The sequence below is a fragment of the Novosphingobium sp. KN65.2 genome (assembly GCF_001368935.1).
Classification (GTDB): Bacteria; Pseudomonadota; Alphaproteobacteria; order Sphingomonadales; family Sphingomonadaceae; genus Novosphingobium; species Novosphingobium mathurense.
Genome location: NZ_CCBH010000032.1, coordinates 1 through 1,342 on the forward strand (window position 1 = coordinate 1; position 1,342 = coordinate 1,342).

Consider the following 1,342-nt stretch of genomic DNA (forward strand, 5'->3'; position numbering starts at 1 on the left):
TGTCTGCCGTTCCACAAGCGATCGCAGCGTTCGCGGCCAGCACCGCGGCCACCATATGTTTGCAGAAGCCATCGCGCGCAAAGGCCGGGCACGTACATTCGCCGTCGAATGAGCTGTCTTGCCACAGGACGATGGCAGCATAGTCCTGTGTCCCGGCAACCCGGGCCACAACCCTGTTTGGCTCAATTGAGAGCAGTTCGACCAATCCTTCTCGGAAATAAGCCTGGCCGCGCGCGAAAGCCTTGTCGCCAGCGAAGGACCTGAGCACGTCCTGATCAAACATGGAAAACTCGCTCTCGATCATGACGCTGATTGCTCGATCCGGTGGGAGGCATCACGGATAACGCCACTTGCGCAGGCGACCGATTGACAGAGACCTGCGATCGATCTTGCGATGCTGGGCCATGGGGTAGTGGCAGCTCGACGATTGTGATGCTTTTGCCGACTCATCAGCCCTGCCCCCCTTCCCTCTCGCTCAAACCTCTTCGCTTGGCTCCTGGATTTCAAGGTGGAACCGCCACCCCTCGAAAGTCATCAGCATGCGGCCGAACTGATCCCAATCGACCTCTTGCCCATCGATTACGAGAACAGGCAGACGATCTGCGGCTTCTGGATCGCAGGTGATTTGCCCTCCGACCTTGGTTTCGGCGATGCCAAGGCCGAACTCGGTCTCGGCCAGGTAAGTGATCGCAAGCTCTCGTCGCATCCGTTTATGGAGCCGTTGCATGAGTTCGAATGGGTCTGCTTCAGGCCCGCCATGGACCTCGAACTCGTATCCCATGCGCTCATTGGCCCTGACCTCGTAGGCCCCCAGCATCAGCATTGATCCGAGATGGCGCAGCACAAAATGAAACCGATGCCTCCTCCCGCGTCCATCGAAAAGATCGACCGGCTCGAAAGCGACATGCTCGAACTTCAAGCCGCCCAGGCGCGCTACTTCCTCGTTGTAGCAACGACTACATAGATCTCGATATCCGGTCTCCCGGCTTCCAAAATGCGTCATCTCGAGAGTGGGAACGCAACCCCCGCACGCATCACAAGGCATCGCATGAAGGGACGGTTCGGCCGTTTCACCATGCACTGCAGCTTGCGTCTCGCCGGCAAGCGGTATGCCGAGAGCTTCGCACCAATTTCTGACCGCCTGCTGCATCGCGCGCTCTTCATAAGCATACCAGCTATCCAGTTTGCCCTGTGCTCCGATCAGATCCTTGAACCGCCGAAAGGCACCCTTGCGGCGGAAAATCTCCTGGGCTCGATCAAGCAGCTCCGGAAGTTCTTCGGCGACGAATGCCAATGCCAGGGGCTTTCCGAGATCGAGGTCACGGCGATGGGGCACCGCAAT

General features: G+C 58.6%; 2 protein-coding genes. Both read right to left on the reverse strand.

The features are described 5' to 3' along the window. The coding region (locus SPHV1_RS01215) for an SWIM zinc finger domain-containing protein (protein WP_197277600.1) at nucleotides 1-304 on the reverse strand (304 nt) is incomplete at its 3' end. A gap of 171 nt (nucleotides 305-475) precedes the next feature. After that, nucleotides 476-1,342 (reverse strand): hypothetical protein (locus SPHV1_RS25295; protein WP_231634368.1); only part of this gene is annotated, 867 nt, incomplete at its 5' end.